Source organism: Paenibacillus sp. FSL F4-0243 (assembly GCF_037963295.1).
Lineage (GTDB): Bacteria > Bacillota > Bacilli > Paenibacillales > Paenibacillaceae > Paenibacillus_AQ.
Genome location: NZ_CP150151.1, coordinates 380,201 through 402,384 on the forward strand (window position 1 = coordinate 380,201; position 22,184 = coordinate 402,384).

Genomic DNA, 22,184 nt, shown 5'->3' on the forward strand with positions numbered 1-22,184 from the left:
GAAAAGGGGATAGGTGCTTTGTCCGTACAAAAGGAAATGAAGGAACCGATTTATTATGGTGATCCTGCGACTACTAGAGGGATTTCCGTATTCGCTCAGGAGTTTGATCAGTTGTTTAGTTATGACGAGGGTGATCTCGGACTTACATATTCATCGGCCTGTTCATCATTTTGCTTGTGGGCCCCTACGGCTCAGGAGGCAGAGCTAGTAATTTATGATTCATGGCAGGGAGCTGCGGGGTCCAAATATGCTATGATTCGCGATATTCGGGGAACGTGGAGAGCTACGGTTGACGGTGATCTAGATGGCAAGTTCTATACCTACCGAGTACGTCTAGGTGAACAGTGGAATGAAGCAGCTGATCCTTACGCGCGTGCTGTCGGCGTGAATGGGGACAGAGGTGCTATTCTAGATTTGCGCAAGACGGACCCTGAGCGGTGGACGGAAGATAAGCCGTCGTTTGAGGATCCTGTAGACGCTATTATTTATGAGCTTCATTTGCGTGACTTATCCATTCATCCAGCCAGCGGTATGGCTCATAAGGGTCAATATCTCGCTTTGGCGGAAGAAGGAACCCGCGGACCAGAGGGCATTCTCACCGGACTCGATCATATCGCAGATCTCGGTGTAACCCACGTGCAGCTATTGCCTATTTATGATTATTCTACAGAGAGTGTAGATGAGACGAAGCTGGATGAGCCTCATTTTAACTGGGGTTATGATCCAAAGAACTACAATGCTCCTGAAGGCTCCTATGCTACGGATCCTTATGTGCCCGGACTACGTATTCAAGAACTAAAAACAATGATTCAAGCGCTTCATGATCGTGGACTCCGCGTCATTATGGATGTTGTTTACAACCATGTGTACGACGGATATCGCGTGAATTTCACTAAACTGGTTCCTGGCTATTATTTGCGTTATAAACAAGACGGAAGCCTGTCGAATGGCTCGGGCTGTGGGAATGACGTGGCTACAGAACGCTTGATGATGTCCCGCTTCATTGTGGAGTCCGTGGTCTATTGGGCTAAAGAATACCATATCGACGGCTTCCGCTTTGATTTGATGGGCTTGATGGATGTCGATACGATGCGGGAAACCCGGCGGCGTCTGGATGGAATAGATCCGTCTATCATGACGATCGGTGAAGGCTGGATGATGGGGACTGAGCTACCGATGGAACGGCTCGCTCATCAGAAGAATGCCTCCCTTATGCCGGGAATCGGACATTTTAATGATGATTTCAGGGATGCTATTAAAGGAAATATCTTTTTGTACGATCAGCCGGGCTTCATCAGTGGAATGATGGGTCTGGAGCCTGCGATCAAGGCGGGGATTGCGGGAGGAATTGACTTCAGCCCAGGAATTAAGCAATTTGCCGTGGAGCCTCAGCAAAACGTTAATTATGTGGAGTGTCATGATAATCATACCTTATGGGATAAAATCGTATTGTCCACCGAGGGTGAGACGGTTACTCAGCGCCGTTCCATGCACAGACTAGCTTCTGCGATAGTGTTCATGAGTCAGGGGATTCCTTTTATCCATGCAGGGCAGGAGTTTATGCGTACGAAGGACGGGGTGGAGAACAGCTATAAATCTTCGGTCGAGATCAATCGTATGGACTGGGAATTGTGCGCCGCGCATCAGGAAGATGTGGTGTATATGAAACAGTTAATCGAACTGCGTAAAGCTCACCCGGCCTTCCGTATGCGAACAGCAGCGGACATTCGGAACCATTTGGTTTTTGAAAAAGCACCGGCAAGTGCAGTAGCTTACACGCTACGTGGCCATGCTGGAGGAGATGCAGCGAAGCATATTTATGTTCTTTTTAATTCGAATGCTGAACAGACCACTGTGGTTCTGCCGCAGCTTGGAGCATGGAAGACCATCTTCGGGGCTGATCTTACGCAGGAGCTGACTGGAAATAAGCTGACTGTAAATGGGATTGGGACAGTAGTCCTGACGGCGAAATAAATAGTCTTTTACAAGATCATTATTGAAAAGCATGCGGAGTAACGTACTTTAATTAGGTACAGTACACTGTGTGCTTTTTTTTGTTTTTCCATTTTCTTAATTTGATTGTTTCATTTTACATGAAAAGGTGACATTACTCATTTTCGATGATGATATTGGATGTTAATATGAAGGCATTTACTTTGGTGCTTTAGAGTGGCATAGGCTTGGCAGCAGACAAACATAGCGCGTACTTTTCTTTTTTAACGGTTTAGGAAGTATATATCTGTGGGGATATTTAGAGAGGATGAGAGAGATGGGGAAAGCAACCGGATTTTTGGAATTTGAACGGCAGACGCCTTCGGAGTGTGAGGCGCTTGAGCGGATTAAGAATTGGGATGAATTCTCGATTCCTATGGATGAAGAGAATCTGCGCGAGCAAGGCGCGCGTTGTATGGACTGTGGTACGCCATTTTGTCATGTAGGACGTCTGTTGTCTGGTATGGCTTCCGGCTGCCCTCTACACAACTTGATTCCTGAATGGAATGATATGGTTTATCGTGGGAACTGGGAGGTTGCACTGAAACGTCTGCATAAGACCAATAACTTCCCTGAATTTACTGGACGTGTGTGTCCGGCACCTTGTGAAGGTTCTTGTACAGTAGGGATGAACGGCAAGCCCGTAACGATAAAGTCGATTGAAAAGTCGATTGTAGATAGAGGTTTTGAAGAAGGTTGGATTGTTCCTGAGCCACCGCTTACTCGCACAGGTAAAAAGGTAGCTGTAGTGGGCTCGGGTCCAGCAGGTCTTGCCTGTGCAGCTCAGCTTAACAAGGCGGGGCATACGGTGACCGTGTATGAACGGGCAGATCGGATTGGTGGTTTGTTGATGTATGGTATTCCGAACATGAAGCTGGATAAGAAGACGGTTCAGCGCCGAGTAGACCTGCTGACGGCTGAAGGCATTACATTCGTAACTCGTACAGAGATTGGGAGAGATATCTCGGCGTCACAACTCAAGGCGGAGCACGATGCTGTTGTCTTGTGTGGCGGGTCTACGCAGGCACGAGAGCTTCCTATAGAGGGTCGTGAGCTGCGGGGCATTCATCAGGCGATGGAGTTTCTGACATTGAATACTAAGAGCTTACTGGATTCAGAGCTTGCTGATGGTGAATACTTGTCTGCGGCAGATAAAGATGTAGTTGTAATCGGTGGCGGAGATACTGGCACAGACTGTGTAGCTACGTCGATCCGCCACGGCTGTCGTAGTGTGATCCAGCTTGAGATTATGCCACAAGCTCCACTGACCCGTCAGCCTAGCAATCCGTGGCCAGAATGGCCAAAGGTTCTTAAGGTGGACTATGGCCAAAAAGAAGCGGCTTCACTGTATAAGGAAGATCCACGTCGTTATCTCGTTTCGACAAAACGTTTTGTTGGTGACGATGGTGGACATGTGCAGGAGCTGCATACTGTGCGCATTGAGTGGACTCGCAATGAACAGGGACGGATAGTTCCGGTTGAAGTACCAGGCAGTGAAGAAGTTCTACATGCACAGCTGGTACTACTCGCATTAGGATTCACAGGACCCGAAGAGTCTGTGCTAGGTGAGCTTGGGGTGGAAAGTGATGAGCGGGGAAATGCCAAGGCAGAGTTCGGAGCACAAGCGACCAATGTAGAGGCGGTATTCACAGCAGGTGATATGCGCCGCGGACAAAGCCTTGTAGTTTGGGCCATTGATGAGGGGCGTCAGACCGCCCGCGAAGTGGACCGATTCTTGATGGGATCATCGAATTTGCCGTGAGAATAGAGGCATATAGGGCAGGGCGTTCCTTTTGGAGGAACGTCCGCTTTTGCGTTGTTTGCCTATTCAAGGTTAAAATTGAAACCTAAGCACAAGATCTATTTAAGTCGAAAAGGAGAATACATGATGAAGCTAATGTTTATTTCCGATATTCACGGATCTTTATTCTGGTTAGAACGGGCTTTGGAAAAGGTAGAGGAAGAACAGCCAGACAGTCTTGTAATCGTAGGAGACTTTTTATATCACGGTCCCAGAAATCCACTGCCGAAGGGTTATGACCCGCAGGGAGTTGCTAATAAACTGAATGAATATAACAAAAAGAAGCCTATAACGGCAGTACGTGGTAACTGCGATGCTGAGGTAGACCAGATGCTGCTGCAGTTTCCGATGATGGGCGATTATGTGATGCTCCTGCATGAAGGCAGACGAATCTATGTTACACACGGTCATGGCTTTAGTATTGAGAATTTACCAGCACTATCTGAGAAGGATATCTTTATTCAGGGGCATACCCATCTTCCGGTTGCGGATGTAAAAGAGGGCGTATACGTGCTGAATCCCGGTTCTATATCGCTGCCTAAAGAGAATAATCCGAATTCCTATGGAATCCTTGAGGGTGGAGAATTCATCGTTAAGGATTTTGAGGGCGATGTGGTAAAAAGGATTACACTATAAGCTCAGTCAGATCACATGTGACCCGAATTCCTTCCAACATTATTAGTGTTCTAGGGAATTGAGCACTAGAACATATTATTGTATGATGAGGTAGGAGTTTTAGGGCAGGGCTGGCTCCAAATATAATAGTAAAGGTAGTTAACACATGAATCCTAAAGATTTGAACTATACAATGCCACCGGAATGGGGCAAGCATGAACGTACTTTTATCTCCTGGCCGGTGCAGGAATCTATGTGTTTCCCGGACAACCATGAGTCGGTATGCCAAGGTTATGCTGACATTATTACAGCTATTGCCGAGTTTGAACCGATTACGGTCATCGTTAACCCGGAGGACGTGGAAAAGGTAGAACGTCTGGTCAGCGGACCGAATGTAACGCTGCTGCCTATAAAGCATAGCGATGCTTGGTTGCGTGATAACGGGCCTACCTTTGTTGTTAATAAAGACGGCGTTCTAGCAGGCGTGAACTGGAAGTTTAATGCCTGGGGCGGTAAATATTCACCTTGGGATCTGGATGATGAGGTAGCTCCACAGATTCTCGAACACTCACAAGTGACACGCTTTGATGCGCCGCTTGTGATGGAAGGCGGCTCGATCCATACGGATGGAGAAGGCACCTTGATTACTACAGAAGAATGTCTGCTCAATACGAACCGCAACCCGGATTTGAAGCGCGAGAATATTGAAGAGTACGTGCGCAATTATACAGGTACAGAAACTATTATCTGGCTTAAGCGTGGTCTAAGTGGTGATGAAACCGATGGTCATGTGGATAATATCGCTTGCTTCGCAGCTCCAGGTAAAGTCATTATTCAGGTCTGTGAGGATCCGCAGGATGAGAATTTTGAGATTACACAGGAGAATCTTCGTATTTTGGAGAATGCCATAGATGCCAAAGGGCGTAAGCTGGAGATCATCAAGATTCAGCAACCACCACGGGTGGATCATGATGGCAGCCGTCTGACGCTCAGTTATTTGAACTTCTATTTCGTAAATGGTGGAATTATATTGCCTGTGTTTGGCGGTACGGCGGTGGAAACAGATAAACTTGCCGAGGAAGTACTGGCTGGTTTGTTCCCGGAACGTAAGATTCGTACAGTTAACGGTATGGCGGTCATCACCGAGGGCGGGAACGTTCACTGCACTACGCAGCAAATGCCTGCTCAGCAATAATTGAAGGAAACTAAACGTCCAAAGGGACATTTATATATAAGGAGGACAGATTCTTGAGAAATGTAAAAGTAGCTGCGACGCAAATGAGCTGTTCCAGCAATATTGATGAGAATATCAGCAAAGCCGAAACATTGGTCAGAGAAGCGGCGGCACAGGGAGCACAAATTATTTTGCTGCAGGAGCTGTTCGAGACTCCGTATTTCTGCCAGAAAGAGAAAGCTGATTATTACGCATATGCAACAGAGCTTGAGCATAACAAAGCGATTAATCATTTCACAGCAATAGCCAAGGAACTGCAAGTGGTACTGCCAATCAGTTTTTATGAGAAAAAGAACTACGCACGTTACAATTCACTAGCTGTAATCGATGCCGATGGAACGATACTGGGCAAATACCGCAAGAGCCATATTCCAGATGGCCCAGGATATGAAGAGAAATTCTACTTCAATCCGGGAGATACTGGCTTTAAAGTATGGAACACTCGCTATGCCAAGATTGGTGTAGGAATTTGCTGGGATCAGTGGTACCCGGAAGCGGCTAGAGTGATGAGCCTGATGGGAGCAGAAATTCTGTTCTATCCAACCGCTATCGGATCAGAACCACAGGATGGATCGATCGACTCTAAGGATCATTGGCAGACTTGTATGCTTGGGCATGCAGCGGCTAACCTTATTCCAGTCGTTGCCTCCAACCGTATCGGTGAAGAAATTGATGAAGATTCTAGCATTAATTTCTACGGCTCTTCGTTCATTGCGGGACCGCAAGGCAATAAAATTGTTGAAGCAGGCCGAGGCGAGCAAGCTGTAATAGTGAGCGAATTTGATCTGGATGCTTTGGAAGTCGGACGGATCGAGTGGGGCGTCTTCCGTGATCGCCGGCCTGAGCTGTACAAAATGATTGGTTCTTATGATGGGGACATCATTCTTTAAAAGAATTCACAGTTAAATGTGCTAAAGGCATTGCTAGAGAGGATAGAATCTCTGGCAGTGCCTTTTTTGGTGTTTCAACGAGAAATACGGGGGTTCTTTGAACAGAGGAGCAATTGTTCGGAAATCCTGTGCAAGATCGGACACAATCTTTTCTATCAAAAGTGCTGTAAAAGTCTGGAAAAGTAGAATATTGATATTTTATCAGGTATATTAGAAGAGTAAACCGTGATTCAGGGATCTACTATGAAAATTCTGTCGGATACGTGGAGAGGAGGCTCTGGGATATCTTTTGTTATCATAATCTTGCAGTGATAGAAGGAGAAAACGATGAGCACATTTAAAAACTGGTTGAACACAACCAAAAACGGACTAACAGAACAAGTAAAGAAATTCAAAAATAAAGATTTCATGAATGCGGTAGTTGCGGGCTGCGCCTTGGTTGCTGCTGCCGACGGTAAAATAGAAGAAGCTGAAAAGAATAAAATGGCTGGTTACATGAATATGAGTAATGAGCTTAAGGTGTTTGACATGAGAGATGTCATTACCCAGTTCAACTTTTATGTAAGTAACTTTGAGTTCTCACCAGAAATCGGTAAGCAGGAAGCACTGAAAGCAATCGGTAAGTTTACCGGTAAACCAGATGTGGGACGTGTAATTGTGGGTGTGTGCTCAGCTATTGGATCAGCTGATGGTGATTTTGATGACAATGAAAAAGCAGTTGTGCGGCATATTTGCGGTGTCTTGGGATTAAACCCTGGTGAATTCAGTTTATAAATGATGTAATACCATATACATGAGTTCGGATGAAACGTATTTAGTTCTTTAGCGTATCACTCATATAACATCCAAAAGCTAGACTAATAGATGGTGATTCTTTTTAGGGAATGGAGGTACGTAAAGTTGGCTGGAATTAATCTGGTAAAAGGTCAGAAGATTGATCTCACAAAAGGTAATGCAGGCTTATCTAACGTAATTGTAGGTTTAGGTTGGGATCCGGCTGAGCCAGCTCGAGGATTCTTCGGTGTGAAGAAACAGGCCAACGTGGACTGTGACGCTTCAGCACTGATGTTGAACGAGAATGGTAAGCTAGTTAAGAAGGGTAACCTGGTGTGCTTCCATAACAAGCAAAGTCCTTGTAACTCTGTCATTCACTCCGGAGACAATCTCACGGGTGATGGTGACGGAGATGATGAGCAAATCATGGTTAACCTGAATGCCATTCCTTCCGATGTACACAAGGTTCTGGTAGTTGTGAATATTTATGATGCCACGAACCGTAAACAGGATTTCGGATTGATTAAGTCAGCTTATATCCGTGTGATAAACGCTGTAGGTAACAATGAGCTAATCCGTTTCAACCTATCTGATAATTACAATGGCTATACGGCGCTTATTTGTGGGGAACTTTACCGTCAAGGTGGAGAGTGGAAGTTCGCTGCAATTGGTGAGGGTAGTCACGCGGCACATATCAATCAACTGGCAGAACGCTACGTATAATCCAAATAAAAGAAAAGAGGAATGTTATCATGGCAATTAATCTATCCAAAGGTCAAAAGATCGATTTAACAAAAACAAATCCAGGTCTATCCAAAATCACAGTAGGTCTTGGTTGGGACACTAATAAATATGACGGCGGTAAAGATTTCGACTTGGACGTTTCCGTATTCTTGACTAATGCGAACAGCAAAGTTGAAAAAGAAACCAACTTCATTTACTTCAATAATAAACAGAACGAGAACGCTTCTGTTGTTCATACAGGTGATAACCGTACGGGTGACGGCGATGGTGATGATGAGCAGATTCAAGTGGATCTTCTGAGTATCCCAGCGGATGTAGAAAAGGTAGCTTTTACTATTACAATTTATGAAGCTGAAACAAGAAGCCAAAACTTCGGTCAAGTTTCTCGTTCTTATGTACGTATCGTAAATGATTTGAACAATGAAGAACTAATCCGTTTTGATTTGGGTGAAGACTTCTCTATTGAAACTGGCGTTGTTGTCGGTGAATTGTACCGTCATGGTGCAGAGTGGAAGTTCAATGCAATCGGTAGCGGCTACAAAGACGGCTTGAGCGGTTTGACTCGCGATTACGGCTTGCAATAAATCTTGAAGTATAAATCTTGTAGTATAAATCTTGTAGTACACAGTGAATTGAATCCACTCACGAAAGAAGGTTATGTCAGTGACGATCAGTCTTTCCAAAGGACAGCGGATTGATCTTACCAAGACTAATCCAGGTCTGACAAAGGTAGTAGTTGGATTGGGCTGGGACACTAATAAGTATAGTGGAGGTCAAGATTTTGACCTCGATGCTTCAGCGTTTCTGCTTCATGAAGACGGCAAAGCTAAAGGTACAGATGATTTTGTATTCTATAACAACCCAAATGGTGGCGCAGGCTCTGTAGTCTACACGGGAGATAACCGTACAGGAGAAGGCGACGGAGATGACGAGCAAATTATCGTTGATTTTAGCAAAGTCCCTGCCCATATTCAGCGTATTGGTATCACCGTAACGATTTATGATTACGAAACTCGTGCACAGAACTTTGGACAAGTCTCCAATGCTTTCGTACGTGTGGTCGATGCTTCCACAGATCGCGAAGTACTCCGTTTCGACCTGGGTGAAGATTTCTCAACAGAGACGGCAGTTGTATTCTGCGAATTCTACCGCAATGGTGCGGATTGGAAATTCCAGGCAATCGGTAGTGGTTTTGGCGGCGGTCTTAGTGCATTGTGTAAAAATTATGGGCTGGACGCGCAATAGCATCTTCCGGGCGGGGTCATCACCGATCCTGCCCTTTTTTTAATTCTTTATGGATTGCCTCACAAAGGAAATGGAATGGGTCTCGAAGTATAAACTCCACTTTGTGGGGTTATTTAAAAATATAAGTTTCACACGATACATTATGTCTTATATTTCTCGCTTAAACGCTTGCCGTCCTTATAAGGACGCCGAAGGCGTTATGATTGCTCCATTTATAAAGGTGGTGTAAGAATGGGTATTACAGTTGTCAAAGGACAAAAGGTTGATTTAACTAAAGGGAATCCTGGACTTGATTCTCTTATCGTAGAGATTGGCTGGCAATCGCCTTCTTCACTTGAGATTGATACTTCTGCTTTTCTGCTTGGAGCGCAAGGTAAAGTAAGCAAAGATGAGGATTTGATATTTTATAATAATCCGTCTACACCTTATATCAGATATAAGGAAATGCCTACATCAAACAGCCTCAAGCAATTTGACGTGGAACTAAACAAAGTTCCTTCTGATGTGATGAAACTCGCGTTTACACTTACCATTTATGATGGCGAGAAGCGGGGTCAAAGCTTTAGGCAGGTAAATCAGGCCTATTTTCGGATTCTGAATCAAGTAACAGGTGCGGAGCTTCTCCGATGTGATCTTGAAAATCATTTCTCCGTGGAAACGGCTGTTGTGGTAGGAGAATTATATAGATATAACGGTGAATGGAAATTCAGCGCCATTGCCGCGGGTTTTGCTGGTGGTCTACAGGAACTGTGTAGGAACTTTGGGATAGAAGCGAACGATGAACCGGCACCGACACCAATACCAGTGCCTAAGCCTGCTGCTCCGCCGCAGCCAGAGCTTAAACGTCAATCAGCGCCGGTAGCGGAGCCTAAGATTCAGATTCCACCTCCTCCTGCAGCTGCGCCTTCACCTGTAACACCCCCTCCGGTCAATCTCAACCTGAAGAAGATCGAACTGAAGAAAAAAGGTGATTCGATCAACCTGAAGAAATCAGCTGGTGGTTTGGGCGAATTGCTAATTAACCTCAACTGGAATCAGAAGCAGGGTGGAGGGCTATTTAATCGTAAAAATGGTGTGGATTTAGATCTTGCTTGTCTATATGAGTTGAAGAATGGTAGTAAGGGAGTAGTTCAGGCGCTGGGCAATGCTTTTGGCTCATTGAACCAACCTCCTTATGTCTTGCTTGATGGAGATGACCGGACAGGCTCTGTAACAACCGGTGAGAATCTGCGGATTAATGGCAGCAAAATTGCTGATATTGAACGGATTCTAATTTTTTCTTTTATTTATAAGGGTGTTACCAATTGGTCAGAAGCTGACGGTGTTGTCACGATTACCCAGAGTGGTGGCCCCGATATTATTGTCAATTTGGACGAGCATAACAACCGCAAAGGCATGTGTGCCATCGCGTTATTTCGGAATGTGAATAACGAGACATTCAGTGTTGAACGGCTGGTCCAATATTACAGTGGTCATCGGGAGATTGATGAGGCATATGGTTGGGGACTGCGCTGGGTTGCTGGCAGTAAATAGACGATTTTTTCGGAGGCGCAAGTGTAATGGATTGGTTCGCTGATTTTTTCAGGAATATTAGTGAGAACTACGGTCATTTTTTCTCATGGAGCGATGTGGTAGGTACGCTCTCAGACCCGGTTAGCTGGGGCATTATTGGTAGCTTAGTGCTACTAGAAGGGCTGCTCTCTGCAGATAATGCGCTTGTTCTCGCCGTCATGGTTAAGCATTTACCTAAAGAACAACAGAAGAAGGCGCTCTTTTACGGTATTATAGGAGCTTATGTATTCAGATTTTTGGCTATCGGTCTAGGGACATTTCTTATTAAATTCATGTTGGTTAAGGTTCTTGGTGCAGCCTATCTCTTTTATATCGCTTATGGCGGGTTATTTAAGGGCGGTGGCGATGAGAAGATCGAGAACAAGGGGTTCTCTTTTTGGAAGACGGTTCTCCTTGTTGAATTAATGGATATTGCTTTTAGTATTGATAGTGTTATTGCTGCATTTGGTGTTAGTAACCAGGTTTGGGTGCTCTTTATGGGCGGAATCATAGGCGTTCTGATGATGCGGGGAGTAGCGCAATTATTCTTGAAGCTTATTGATAAAATTCCGGAACTCGAGCGTGCCGCTTTTGCTCTTATTGCCATTATTGCTGGTAAAATGCTCGCGGGCGCTTTTGGGTACGAAATGCCACATGTATTATTCTTTTCAATCATTATTCTTGTATTCGGTGGTACGATCCTTTACAGCGTACTGCGTAAGAAAAAAGAAGCCCATAGAAATGCTTGATTTCAAAGCTAGTTGAACACTGCTGCTTTCAGGTAATCGTATATGTTTATAGCGTAGGCCTTCACTTATATATGAGAGAACCGGATAGGGTATAGCTGGTTCTGCCACTCTCTATAGGAGAGGCCTGCGCTTGTTTTGCTTGGCTTCGCAAAACTATAAGGGGGAACCATCTTGAGATACTTCGATTACCTGACGAAAGAACAAGAAATAGCCTTATTTTATAATCCGCCGATTTCATTTAACCATAATACTACGAGTAAAGATTTGCTGGCTCATGCTGTTGGAGCTGCCCTTTATATGCCAGCAACTCGTGCTAGTGTTCCCGAAGACATTTTGAAGCTTAAAAGTGCAGGACTTGTAACCGTTATTATTGATCTGGAGGATGCGATCGGGGATAACGAGGTTGACCATGCAGAGGAGTCTCTCATTCAGCATCTTATTTTTCTCGCCGCATATGAGGAGAACGAGCCAAGCGGGAGTGATAGTCTTCCGCTCCTCTTCATCCGAGTTCGTAACCCGGAGCAGCTGCGGCAGCTGATTTTTCAGTTAGGATCTTTGGTTACGATGTTAACAGGGTTTGTTTTCCCTAAGTTTTCGGTCGACAACGGAATCCAATATTTCGAGGCGATAGCCGATTACAATAGAACGCGCAGTTACTCAGACCCAGTGCTTTATGGCATGCCAATTCTGGAAAGTGCGCCTATTATTTACCGGGAGAGCCGGGTAGATAGTCTTTTATCTATTCGTAATTTGCTAGGCAATTACCGCGAATATGTGTTGAACGTTAGAATTGGAGCAACAGACTTCTCAAGTTTATTCGGACTGCGCCGTAGTCCTGATATTAGCATTTATGATCTTACCCCTATTCGAGACTGCATATCGGATATTATTAATATTTTTGGCAGAGTGGAAGAAGGGTATGTAATTTCCGGACCAGTCTGGGAATATTTTGCGAATAAAGGGCACCGGGTGCTCAGACCACAGCTACGGCAGACTCCATTTGAGGACACCTATGGTAAAAACGGCCGCGACATGCGAAATAGTTACATTTCTAGCAGCATGGATGGGCTTATTCGTGAAGTGATTTTAGATAAAGAAAATGGGATCTTGGGCAAGACGATTATACATCCCTCACACCTCAGACCTGTTCAGGCCATGTACACGGTAATGCACGAGGAATATGTTGACGCCTGCAGTATCGTAGAGAGTAACGATGGTAGCCTAGGAGTCTTCAAGAGTCAATATTCTAATAAGATGAACGAGATTAAGCCGCATTTGAACTGGGCAAAACGGATTTTACTACGATCACAAATATACGGGGTGTTACATGAACAACAGCATTTTGTCGGATTATTACCCGAAAACGAATTTACACACGTATAACATAGTCGAGAACCTGCAGGTTACGGTTACCGAAACATCTAATCCCTTTCATTTGCCTGTGGATACTTTATTCTCCATGGCAGCCCGGATTAATAAGAAACGTTCCTTTTTGTTCGTCAGCAAGGTACTTGGTAAACATATCCCTGTTAATCCGTACACCTCTCTGCTAAGTGGTGCTGCATTAGCGCTGCTGTTATATCAGGAGATGAACGGTAATTCTGCGGATAATGATAGGATGGAAGATTTATTAGATAAAGCTGTACACGGACTGATGCACCCTGAGTCTGCCAAGGAAGCCTATGAGCATTTATTAGCTGCAAGATTAGTTCTTCCTAGGCCTGTTGTCTTTATTGGTTTTGCTGAGACTGCAACTGCGCTGGGTCACAGTGTGTACAACATGTTTGCCGATGCAGCATCATATATTCATACTACCCGTGAACATATCATCGATTTGGAGTCCATTGTTAGCTTTGAAGAAGAGCATTCACATGCGGTTGACCATCTATGTTACGCCTTGAATACTAAGCTATTATCAGGGACTGAGCCGATTATTTTGGTGGATGATGAGATTACAACAGGGAATACAGCAATTAATACGATCCGTGATATTCAGTCCAAATTCCCTCGGGAGGAATACGTAGTCGTTTCTATTTTGGATTGGAGGAGCGGTAACAATCTTCATACCTATAGCGAATTAGAACAGGAACTGGGGATTCGGATTAAGTCCTTGTGTTTGCTTCAAGGAAGTATTGAAGTAAAAGGCACGCCTTTGCTAAATGCTAGGAATGACAAAGATTTGTTATCGTCTTCAGTGGAATCCGAAATAGTGACCACTTATGTAGTGGACGGTTTAGAACGTCTGCAGGCAACATCCGTAGATTCATATGGTAACACCAACTCGTCTCCTTATGTGAAATACAGTGGACGTTTCGGTCTGGAGTCGCTGAATAATGATGATCTTGATGTAGGAGTAACCCGGATAGCCGCACAGCTAAGAGAACTACGAGGGGGAGATTCTAAGACTCTAGTGATGGGTGTAGGGGAATTTATGTACCTTCCTATGCGGATAGCGGCTGAGATGGGGGAAGGCATTTCATATCAGTCCTCTACTCGCAGTCCAATCCACCCTGAACGTCGACCAGATTACGGAGTGCATAGTGCTGCCGCATATCCTTCAGCTAGCGATCCGGAAATTACAAACTTTATTTATAATGTGGATTCTGATCAGTATGATGATATATTCGTGCTGATTGAGCGTGATGTACCGCATGAACGAATGAAACCCATGCTTGATATACTGAAGACACTTGCCCGCCATAAAGTGCATCTTATTGTACTGACTCCTGAAGGAAGAAGTGGAGGCCTCCAGTATGAAGGGAACAAGTAATCATAAAGTCATGGACAAAAAAATAGCAGAACCGGTTCCGCTAGGTAGCTATCCACCGTCAGATGTTACGTTTCTGCTCAAGGATCTTAGTGACGTTTCGCTTGAGCTGGCGACAGAGGAAAGGGAGGAAGCTATTCAATCGGGTGTCCATTATTCTGAGATGTTGCCTGTTGAATATCAGCCTACCGAGCAGTATATCGACTTGTTTCATGAGACGCTGCAGCAATCGGCCAAGAAGGTAGCTTTAGCTGTTGCCATTGTTTCTGAGATGATTGTCTCAAGAAGAGGACTAAGTACGGTGCTTGTCTCTTTAGCTAGAGCAGGAACACCCATTGGTATACTGATTAAGCGTTATATAGCTGAGAGATACAAGGTAGACTTGCCGCATTATAGTATTTCTATTATTCGAGGAAAAGGGATAGATGAGAATGCGATACTCTACATTCTGCAGAAGCATGGACTTGATGCTGATTTGCAGTTTGTGGATGGGTGGACAGGAAAAGGGGCTATCCGTGGGGTGCTGATTGATTCTTGCAACACCCTCTATGAGAAGTATGGTATTCGTTTAAATGATGATCTTGCCGTATTGGCTGACCCGGGAAACTGCGCAGGCATGTTTGGGACTAGAGAAGACTATCTCATTCCTAGCGCCTGCTTAAACTCTACCGTTTCAGGGCTGATGAGCCGAACGGTGTTACACGCTGATCTCATTGGTCCTGAGGAATTTCATGGTTCAAAGTTTTATAAGGAGTGGCTGGATGCGGACGAGTCCAATGTATTTATTGATACGATTTGCCCGTATTTTCCTTCTATAGTAGCAGAAGCGAAGAATATTGCTGGACAGATGCTGGAGCATCCGCCAGAAATCACTTGGCAGGGTCTTCGTGATATTCAGAGTATTCAGGAGACTTTCGGTATAGATAACATTAATCTGATAAAGCCGGGAGTCGGCGAAACAACCCGCGTATTACTGCGCAGAGTACCTTGGAAAATTCTTGTCGATACTATGGATAATCCGAATCTAAAGCATATTCTTCTCTTAGCGAAGGACCGGGGCGTTCCTGTTGAGATCTTTCCTGGGATGACGTACTCCTGCTGCGGAATAATTAAACCGCTGAAGGGGGAGACAGAATGATATATGCTAGTGATCTAGATCGTACTTTGATCTATTCTTTAGGTGCCATAGGTGTGCCGGAGAATACTCCAGGTTTAATTCCGGCGGAAATAATAGAGGGAAAGACGAGATCCTATATTTCGCAGCAAGCATTAAATCAGCTGATGGATCTGAACACGCGGATTATTTTCATCCCGGTTACTACGCGTACGATACAACAATATAAGCGTATTAATCTGTTTCAAGAGACGGTCATACCTGACTATGCGGTTACAAGCAATGGGGGAAATATCCTAATCGGTGGGGTTGTCGATAAGGAATGGAGAGAATCAATCGGTAGATTGGTAGCTCGTCACTCTGCTGGGGCTGAAGAGGTTAGATCATATATCAAGGCGATTGTACGTGAGGATTGGATCATTAGCGAGAATTATTGTGATGATCTATTCTATTCCTTCATGGTTTATCGGGATCAGTTGCCTTTAGATGAAATCACTAATCTATCAGATCGGCTCTATAATCTCGGCTGGAGAGTTTCTTTACAAGGCCGCAAGCTGTACGCTGTGCCGGCTGCCGTGAACAAAAGCGATGCTATACTCCATTTGCGGCGCACCGTTCGCTCTGAACCTATGGTGGCCTCCGGGGACTCACTGCTAGATAAGAGTCTGCTTGAGAGTGCCGACTATGCTATTGCCCCTTGTCATGGTGAAATATTTGCAGAGCAACAGAGTGGTCTTGTAAAATCAAGATATCCATTTACGAAAGAATCTGGTGTATTTGCTGGAGATGAGATTTTGCAGTATGTAAATATGATCTATAATAATCTAACTGCATTGGGAGTGGGGCCACTATGAAAAAGGTAAATATTTATTTCAATCGTTGGTTTTCCGTGGCTTACCATTATATGAATCTCCTCCGCAATAACGAGGATGGTATACCGGTTCAAATCTTTGCGACACACCCGGATATCCGCCACATGTCGCTACAAGGTGCTGACTTTGCTGAAACCGAGCCGGCACTGAAGGGAATAGAATATGTTCAGTTTTGCGTTGATTTCTGTCGGCGTAATGAGATCGATGTTTTTATTCCACGGTTGCATATGCTTGATATTGCTCTCCATGCGGCAATGTTTGATGCGATTGGTACAAAGGTTCTGGTATGTAGAGATCTTGATTTGCTGGAGTCCATTATGGACAAAGGTAAATTTTACGAGAATGTTAGTGAGCAAGGCATTATGAGTATCCCAGATTATCATGTGGTTAGTACAGCGGAACAGTTTAAAGAGGCTTACGAGGACCTTGTTGCCAAGGGATATCGTGTTTGCTTTAAGCCTACTGAAACAGAAGGCGGGTTAGGCTTCCGTATTATCGACAATACCCGCGATCCTCTTCAAGAGCTTTTTGGGTATGTAACTCCATTGATTACGTTTGATGATGCCTATCGTATTCTTGCAAGCAAAGAGACCTTCCCTGATTTGATGGTGATGGAATTACTGGAGGGTTACGAGTATAGTATAGATTGTCTGGCAGATGAGAACGGTAAGCTGTTAGTAGCTGTGCCACGTCGAAAAGTGGGCGGTCGTCTGCGATTGATGGAGCATATTCCTGAACTGGAGGAGATTGCAGCTAGAGTTGCAGAAGTTTACAAGATCCCCTTCAATTTCAATATTCAAATGAAATACAATGGAGATACTCCAAAGCTGTTGGAAATTAACCCACGAATGTCCGGTGGACTGCATATGTCATGTCTGTCAGGGATTAACTTTCCTTATTTAGCCGTCAAAAGCGCACTCGGTGGCGAGGTTCAGCCTATGAATTTTGAAGGTGATGTATTGGCTAGCCATCTGGAGCAACCGATGATTATGAAAATAAACGGCCAATCTGTCATTCCGGATGCCGTGAATTGAGCGTTCATAAAGTCGCTCACAAGAGGTGAGAACAATTCAGTTTAAATCGAAAGTATTGCTTTACGCCGGTATCGGCTACGTTGTTGCTGTATTAACGAGTTCTTTTCTTCCCGAATTCATCTCTCTGCTGTTGCCTTTAGCGGGTGCGGGGATAGGTGCTCTGGTAACGAGAAGTCCAAGAACCAATCTCCCAGCGGAGGTGTTGCCAGCAGGCCCTGTGACGACACCTATTGCTAAGGCACCCGCTGCGAGTGCTCCTCAATTAAGCAACACGACAAATGATACTACATCAGGTAATCACAGCTATGACGGTAGAACTGAGAGCGCGGTGAAGATTGGACCGGAGTTCGCTCCGGTTGTGGAGTATCTTAGCATTCTGGAAGATATGATTATCTCAGAAGGGCAGAAGGATACGCTGGACAATGAAATTGTCGAGAAATCATTGGCGCTCTTCGCGAGGCTTCAACGTGTAATTCCACTGCTGCAGGAGCTGAATAACGGCGAGATTAATCATACGGTCCGCAGATTGATTCTGAAGGATTTGAATGGTGTAATCAACCCGTTCTTACGCCTTGGCGGTGAAGCAAAGACGAAGAATCGGAGAATGCTGCTGAACGGTCTAAGAGATGTCGATTCCAAAATATCGGATATTGCGTCCACGATCGAACATAAAGACCTGATGGAACTTCAGACGAAGGCGGAACTGATTCATCAGCGGTACAGCAGTTCCGAACTATAGGAGGGAATCCCATGTCCACGCAGTTGATCCAATTAAAAAAAGAAGATGAACAAAAGGTAGTCGAGGAAGCGGCACAATTAATTGAGAAGGTATCCCAAACGGATACTGTTACACTGGATTCCTTGATGGATGATATCGGTAAGCTTGGGGTTAAGACGCAGGAAAAAGCAGGACAAACCTTGAAGCTGCTGGATCGCCCGGTGAATGACCTGATGTCTGGTAAACGTGTTGAAGTACCTAACATGATTATGAAGCTGCGGAATGAGTGTGAGAATCTGCAGCAAAGTAAGAATGTGAGCTTCTTTGGCAAGATGCTGCGCAAGAGTCCGATGAAGAACTATGTGTACAAATATCAGTCGGTCCGCACGAACATTGATGCCATTGTTACAGGGCTTCGCGATGGTAGAGATACCCTCGAAGAGAGCATTGTAAATATGCGTCAGCTGAAACGTACTTCCATGGAAGAGATCTATAACCTACAGACCAAAATTGCTTTCGGCACTAAGTTGAAAGAGTTGTTCGAGGTAGAGGTCGCGAAGCCTGAGAATGAGTACCGTAAAGCTTATCTGGAGCGCGGTTTGCGTAAAGTGATGGTTCGAATTCAGTCGATGACAGAAATGATTCTGCTGTACAATCAAGCAATTGCTGCTACAGATATTATTAATGACAATAATGACAAGCTGATTGATTCCGTGAATAACGCTATTGATAAGACCTCTAATCTGATCACGGTGTCGGCAATGATTGCGATGTCTTTAGCGGATCAGGAGAACGTCATCAATGCTGTAGAAGCGACGAATAAGACGATTGAAGATCAATTTAAAGAAAATGCACGTCTGCTGCGTACCACTACAGAGAAAACCACCGAGTTGCTGTCTAAGCCTTCTATGTCTATGGAAGCTGTGAATCAAGCGATCGGTGATCTGCTTAGCGCATTAGACACTTCAGAACAGTCCAACCGTCGCATTATTGAGAGCTGCCAGGATTATACGTCTAAAATGACAGCAATCAATACTCAACTGGGCAATCGTTTAGGACTAAATGAGGCGGACAAGCCTCAGGCACTGAAGCAAGGAGAGGCTGAGAGTCAACTGAGCAGTTTCTTGAACTAAATTGTTTCTGACAATAATAAAAATACAGAGAATAGATTGAGAAGCCTGTTGAATTCATTCAACAGGCTTTTTTAAACGCCAATACTCAATCATAAAGCCCTATCTTCACACATAAGTTGTCACAAGACTACATGTGGAGGAAGTGAGGATAGGCATATGATCTTAGGGTGCTTGATACTCGTGCTTATCATCGTAGCCAGTAGTGAAAGAGCAGAAGCGATTGCAAACATGAATGAGGACACTTAGGATTTTTACCATGATTTGGTTCAAGTAATTTCCAGCTGGTTATTGGGTATAATAACGCAAGATTGCACGATTAGCCCATAACTAGCTGGAAAACCCAAATTCCTAAGGAGGTCACATGGAGAACGAGGCGCTGCTACAGGTTGAACAATTAGCACTTAAGAAACAAAAGATCTATCGGCAAAGTATATTGCGCTATATTGCCAGAGCCATGCTGGCCAGTATGTTTATCGGGTTCGGCGTAATTGTAGCATTCAAGACAGGCAACTACTTCTATATGGAGCATTCACCATTTGCGTATCCAATGGCTGCGATTACTTTTGGAGCAGCGATCATCCTAATTTCATACGGGGGAGGGGACTTATTTACCGGAGATACTTTCTACTACACGTACACTGCTTTGAGACGCAAAATGAAATGGTCCGAGGTTGTACGCATGTGGATCATGAGTTATATAGGTAACATTCTTGGTGCTGCTGCATTTGCACTGTTGATTTTTTTAACAGGCCTGTTTTACAGTTCTGATGTAAATGGTTTTTTACTATATGTGGTTGAGCATAAAATGGAGGCTCCGGCAGGTCAGCTTTTTTTCCGTGCTATCCTCTGTAACTGGCTCGTTTGTATGGCTTTTTTCATCCCGATGAATATAAAGGGCGATGGGGCCAAAATGTTCGCAATGGTCTTATTCGTATTCTGTTTTTTCATCTCTGGTTATGAGCATAGTATTGCCAATATGTGTACCTTTGCAATTGCATTAGTCCTTGACCATCCCGGAACGGTTTCGTGGGGCGGTGTGGTACATAATCTTGTGCCCGTTACAATCGGAAATCTAATTGGTGGTGGAGTTCTGATGGGGGTTATGTATTATTATGTGAACAAACCTTTTCTGGATGATCCGAAACATTAAGAAGAAATAATGTGAATCCGCAACTTCGCTCTTTAAAAGGGCGGAGTTTTTTTGTGCTGCAAGAAATTTATTCGCATTGGGATATTTTGATTTTTTAGGGTTCAAAAGGATTAGGGGGAAAGAAGTAGAATACATATTAGTATTACAAAATTGAAGATTCATACAGAATGGGGTAAGGCTTTGGAAAAGACAACAGGGGTACTGACGGATGAGACTATCATTAAGGCTTCCAATCAGCATTGCATTGATCAAGGAATAGACCCTGAGCAGCCTCCTATTTTTCCAAAATGTTATGCTGCAGATGAACTGGGGTCGCAACTCCGTGTATATAGTGAAGTGATTGAGGTTATTGATTTTTTCGTAAACAAGTTTCTTTCTTCAGTAAAAGGCAATCCGATCCTTGTTACCATATCGGATGATGCAGGTTATCTATTGGCGTTCAAAGGGGATCCGACGATTATTGATCTCGTAGGGCAGGTTGGCATCAAAGAAGGTGTGCAACTAAATAAAGAAGTGGGTACAAATTCAATTGCATTGTGTCTCGAACACCATCGGCCTTTTCAGTTGAAGGGACAAGACCATTATCATCAAATTCTTCATCGTTTAGTGTGCTGCACGGCTCCTTTTTATAAAGAGGATGGGCTTGAAATATTGGGGACGATATCATTTATGGCGGATATAGATGTGGCGCATCCCCACTTATTGCCATTGCTCTGTACCATGGCTGACTCCATCGAACGCGAGATTTTGCTGCGTAGAGGGAATGCTGAGCTTCAGCTTTTAAATCGAATCCTATTGGATACCAATTATTTGGGTGTTATTATAACGGATGAACTCGGAACGATCGTCAATATAAATGAGAACTGCTTAAACATGCTTCATTTGGATGGTGAACATCAAGAATCTGTTATCGGTGCCAGTGTCTTCGAAATTCGAAATGTGGGCTCTTATTTTCAGCATGTCATTCTTCAGCAAGAGGCATGTGCTGGGCTGGAAGTGATTCAGGAGAGCAACGGTTTGTTTGAACATTATATGCTGGATGTGCTTCCGGTTTATGATTCGAATGCATGTTTAGCTCGTGTGATTGGGAGTCTTCGTAATATCACAGAGATGAAAAAAACGGAAGAAGTGCTGCGCAATACAGAGAAGCTAGTGGTTGCTGGACAACTAGCCATGAGTATTGCACATGAGATTCGCAATCCGCTAACTACAGTCAAAGGAATGCTTCAACTGGCCAATAAAGATTCGCAACTGCTACATTATGATCTTATTATGTCAGAAGTAGAAAGAATGAACCTCATTGTGAGTGAGTTCCTCATACTAGGTAAACCGCAGGCCGCGCATTATAGGGTAGAACAATGTAGCACGATTCTGCAGGAAGTGCTCAGCATCTTTGCGATTCAAGTGGAGATGAATAATATATCATTGAACACGCAATTCCATTTTGATGCGAATATCTTGTGTGATCGCAATCATATCAAGCAGGTCTTCCTAAACATCCTAAGAAACTCAATGGAAGCCTTGCCCTTTGGCGGAAGCATCACAGTTGCCCTAGATGTGGAGAATGGCTTCCAGAAGATTACCTTCACAGACAACGGAGAGGGTATGAACCAGGAAGTACTGGAGAAATTAGGCCAGCCTTTTCACACGACCAGAGGTGATGGTAATGGACTGGGAATCATGATTGTTAAAAAGATAGTATCTGCACATAGAGGGCGAGTGGCCATAGCGAGTGAAGTGGGCGTAGGTACGGCCGTTACGATTTATCTGCCAATAAAATAAAGGGCTTGTCTTGGTTATT

The 22,184-nt window shown here is 44.3% G+C and carries 20 protein-coding genes; all 20 read left to right on the forward strand.

Annotated elements, in window-relative coordinates; all coding sequences use genetic code 11:
* Window positions 1–18: 18 nt before the first annotated feature.
* The 20 genes from pulA to NSS87_RS01810 all read left to right on the forward strand — a co-directional run bounded on the left by pulA (window position 19) and on the right by NSS87_RS01810 (window position 22,165).
* A complete protein-coding gene (pulA, locus tag NSS87_RS01715) occupies window positions 19–1,974 on the forward strand; it encodes a type I pullulanase (RefSeq protein WP_339244409.1) in 1,956 nt (651 codons plus the stop codon).
* A gap of 295 nt (window positions 1,975–2,269) precedes the next feature.
* Complete coding sequence (locus tag NSS87_RS01720) at window positions 2,270–3,754, forward strand: glutamate synthase subunit beta (RefSeq protein ID WP_339244411.1); 1,485 nt, start codon at window positions 2,270–2,272, stop codon at window positions 3,752–3,754.
* Between the two features lie 126 nt (window positions 3,755–3,880).
* Window positions 3,881–4,429, forward strand: coding sequence for a phosphodiesterase (gene yfcE / locus NSS87_RS01725; RefSeq protein ID WP_042184252.1), 549 nt, complete (start codon window positions 3,881–3,883; stop codon window positions 4,427–4,429).
* Between the two features lie 145 nt (window positions 4,430–4,574).
* Window positions 4,575–5,603: an agmatine deiminase family protein gene (locus NSS87_RS01730; RefSeq protein WP_339244413.1), complete on the forward strand. Its 1,029-nt coding sequence runs from the start codon at window positions 4,575–4,577 to the stop codon at window positions 5,601–5,603.
* 53 nt (window positions 5,604–5,656) lie between these two features.
* Window positions 5,657–6,532: an N-carbamoylputrescine amidase gene (aguB, locus tag NSS87_RS01735; protein WP_339244415.1), complete on the forward strand. Its 876-nt coding sequence runs from the start codon at window positions 5,657–5,659 to the stop codon at window positions 6,530–6,532.
* Between the two features lie 327 nt (window positions 6,533–6,859).
* Window positions 6,860–7,306, forward strand: coding sequence for a tellurite resistance TerB family protein (locus NSS87_RS01740; RefSeq protein ID WP_042184258.1), 447 nt, complete (start codon window positions 6,860–6,862; stop codon window positions 7,304–7,306).
* Between the two features lie 126 nt (window positions 7,307–7,432).
* Window positions 7,433–8,029 carry a TerD family protein gene (locus NSS87_RS01745; protein ID WP_042184259.1) on the forward strand — a complete coding sequence of 199 codons (597 nt, stop codon included), beginning with the start codon at window positions 7,433–7,435 and terminating at the stop codon, window positions 8,027–8,029.
* 29 nt (window positions 8,030–8,058) lie between these two features.
* Window positions 8,059–8,634, forward strand: a complete 576-nt coding sequence (locus tag NSS87_RS01750) for a TerD family protein (RefSeq protein WP_042184261.1) — start codon at window positions 8,059–8,061, stop codon at window positions 8,632–8,634.
* 79 nt (window positions 8,635–8,713) lie between these two features.
* On the forward strand, window positions 8,714–9,295 hold the full coding sequence (locus tag NSS87_RS01755) for a TerD family protein (protein WP_339244416.1): 582 nt from the start codon (window positions 8,714–8,716) through the stop codon (window positions 9,293–9,295).
* Between the two features lie 231 nt (window positions 9,296–9,526).
* Window positions 9,527–10,828 carry a TerD family protein gene (locus NSS87_RS01760; protein ID WP_339244418.1) on the forward strand — a complete coding sequence of 434 codons (1,302 nt, stop codon included), beginning with the start codon at window positions 9,527–9,529 and terminating at the stop codon, window positions 10,826–10,828.
* Between the two features lie 26 nt (window positions 10,829–10,854).
* The gene (locus NSS87_RS01765) at window positions 10,855–11,595 is read left to right on the forward strand and encodes a DUF475 domain-containing protein (RefSeq protein ID WP_042123539.1); all 741 of its coding nucleotides are present in this window, start codon (window positions 10,855–10,857) and stop codon (window positions 11,593–11,595) included.
* Window positions 11,596–11,766: 171 nt separating this feature from the next.
* Window positions 11,767–12,978: an HpcH/HpaI aldolase/citrate lyase family protein gene (locus tag NSS87_RS01770; RefSeq protein ID WP_339244420.1), complete on the forward strand. Its 1,212-nt coding sequence runs from the start codon at window positions 11,767–11,769 to the stop codon at window positions 12,976–12,978.
* A 76-nt stretch (window positions 12,979–13,054) separates the two neighbouring features.
* Complete coding sequence (locus NSS87_RS01775) at window positions 13,055–14,365, forward strand: phosphoribosyltransferase family protein (RefSeq protein WP_339248392.1); 1,311 nt, start codon at window positions 13,055–13,057, stop codon at window positions 14,363–14,365.
* On the forward strand, window positions 14,349–15,500 hold the full coding sequence (locus NSS87_RS01780) for a cysteine protease StiP family protein (RefSeq protein WP_339244422.1): 1,152 nt from the start codon (window positions 14,349–14,351) through the stop codon (window positions 15,498–15,500). The genes NSS87_RS01775 and NSS87_RS01780 overlap by 17 nt, the downstream gene beginning before the upstream one ends.
* Window positions 15,497–16,330: an HAD family hydrolase gene (locus tag NSS87_RS01785; RefSeq protein ID WP_339244424.1), complete on the forward strand. Its 834-nt coding sequence runs from the start codon at window positions 15,497–15,499 to the stop codon at window positions 16,328–16,330. Before NSS87_RS01780 ends, NSS87_RS01785 begins: the two co-directional genes overlap by 4 nt.
* A complete protein-coding gene (locus NSS87_RS01790; RefSeq protein WP_339244426.1) occupies window positions 16,327–17,382 on the forward strand; it encodes an ATP-grasp domain-containing protein in 1,056 nt (351 codons plus the stop codon). The genes NSS87_RS01785 and NSS87_RS01790 overlap by 4 nt, the downstream gene beginning before the upstream one ends.
* 34 nt (window positions 17,383–17,416) lie before the next feature.
* Complete coding sequence (locus NSS87_RS01795) at window positions 17,417–18,121, forward strand: hypothetical protein (RefSeq protein ID WP_042193161.1); 705 nt, start codon at window positions 17,417–17,419, stop codon at window positions 18,119–18,121.
* Between the two features lie 11 nt (window positions 18,122–18,132).
* Window positions 18,133–19,233, forward strand: coding sequence for a toxic anion resistance protein (locus NSS87_RS01800; RefSeq protein ID WP_339244428.1), 1,101 nt, complete (start codon window positions 18,133–18,135; stop codon window positions 19,231–19,233).
* A 361-nt stretch (window positions 19,234–19,594) separates the two neighbouring features.
* The gene (locus NSS87_RS01805) at window positions 19,595–20,383 is read left to right on the forward strand and encodes a formate/nitrite transporter family protein (RefSeq protein WP_042184273.1); all 789 of its coding nucleotides are present in this window, start codon (window positions 19,595–19,597) and stop codon (window positions 20,381–20,383) included.
* A gap of 180 nt (window positions 20,384–20,563) precedes the next feature.
* Entirely contained in the window at window positions 20,564–22,165 is a 1,602-nt protein-coding gene (locus tag NSS87_RS01810) for an ATP-binding protein (RefSeq protein ID WP_339244430.1), read from the forward strand.
* The last annotated feature ends 19 nt before the right edge of the window (window positions 22,166–22,184 follow it).

Excerpts from the sequence above, each read along its gene's own strand:
- NSS87_RS01720 (WP_339244411.1), top strand. The coding sequence starts at position 2,270 with ATGGGGAAAGCAACCGGATTTTTGGAATTTGAACGGCAGACGCCTTCG.
- yfcE (WP_042184252.1), top strand. The coding sequence starts at position 3,881 with ATGAAGCTAATGTTTATTTCCGATATTCACGGATCTTTATTCTGGTTA.
- NSS87_RS01730 (WP_339244413.1), top strand. The coding sequence starts at position 4,575 with ATGAATCCTAAAGATTTGAACTATACAATGCCACCGGAATGGGGCAAG.
- NSS87_RS01740 (WP_042184258.1), top strand. The coding sequence starts at position 6,860 with ATGAGCACATTTAAAAACTGGTTGAACACAACCAAAAACGGACTAACA.
- NSS87_RS01750 (WP_042184261.1), top strand. The coding sequence starts at position 8,059 with ATGGCAATTAATCTATCCAAAGGTCAAAAGATCGATTTAACAAAAACA.
- NSS87_RS01760 (WP_339244418.1), top strand. The coding sequence starts at position 9,527 with ATGGGTATTACAGTTGTCAAAGGACAAAAGGTTGATTTAACTAAAGGG.
- NSS87_RS01765 (WP_042123539.1), top strand. The coding sequence starts at position 10,855 with ATGGATTGGTTCGCTGATTTTTTCAGGAATATTAGTGAGAACTACGGT.
- NSS87_RS01775 (WP_339248392.1), top strand. The coding sequence starts at position 13,055 with ATGGCAGCCCGGATTAATAAGAAACGTTCCTTTTTGTTCGTCAGCAAG.
- NSS87_RS01780 (WP_339244422.1), top strand. The coding sequence starts at position 14,349 with ATGAAGGGAACAAGTAATCATAAAGTCATGGACAAAAAAATAGCAGAA.
- NSS87_RS01785 (WP_339244424.1), top strand. The coding sequence starts at position 15,497 with ATGATATATGCTAGTGATCTAGATCGTACTTTGATCTATTCTTTAGGT.
- NSS87_RS01790 (WP_339244426.1), top strand. The coding sequence starts at position 16,327 with ATGAAAAAGGTAAATATTTATTTCAATCGTTGGTTTTCCGTGGCTTAC.
- NSS87_RS01800 (WP_339244428.1), top strand. The coding sequence starts at position 18,133 with ATGTCCACGCAGTTGATCCAATTAAAAAAAGAAGATGAACAAAAGGTA.
- NSS87_RS01805 (WP_042184273.1), top strand. The coding sequence starts at position 19,595 with ATGGAGAACGAGGCGCTGCTACAGGTTGAACAATTAGCACTTAAGAAA.